Genomic DNA, 339 nt, shown 5'->3' on the forward strand with positions numbered 1-339 from the left:
TGCCCAAGCTGGTCCCAGGTTCCTGGAGCGGCACGAGCCGGGCGCCGTAGCGCGCCTCGGCGCACAAAAAGGACGGACTGGCCGACGGAGCGCGTGACCGGTAGGAGTGATCAGGGTGGGGCAGGCAGATGCAGGAAACTCTCGTGCAACACCTCCGCAGCATGGGCGGAAATTTCTGCGCATCGGCAGAACGATTCGACGGGACTGACGGGGGCCGCACCGACGAGCATGTGTTCCAAAATCTCCATTGGGGATTGGAACTGTTGCTGAAGGCCTACCTTCACCATCGCGGGTGGACGGATGCGCGCTGCATCGCAGATGTCCGACACGATCTCGGCA

General features: G+C 63.1%; 1 protein-coding gene. It reads right to left on the reverse strand.

The window, feature by feature from the left end; genetic code table 11:
• Window positions 1-110 precede the first annotated feature (110 nt).
• Window positions 111-339 (reverse strand): hypothetical protein (locus OO68_RS49030; protein ID WP_209442696.1); only part of this gene is annotated, 229 nt, incomplete at its 5' end.

The sequence above is a fragment of the Streptomyces iakyrus genome (genome assembly GCF_000717055.1).
GTDB lineage: Bacteria > Actinomycetota > Actinomycetes > Streptomycetales > Streptomycetaceae > Streptomyces > Streptomyces iakyrus.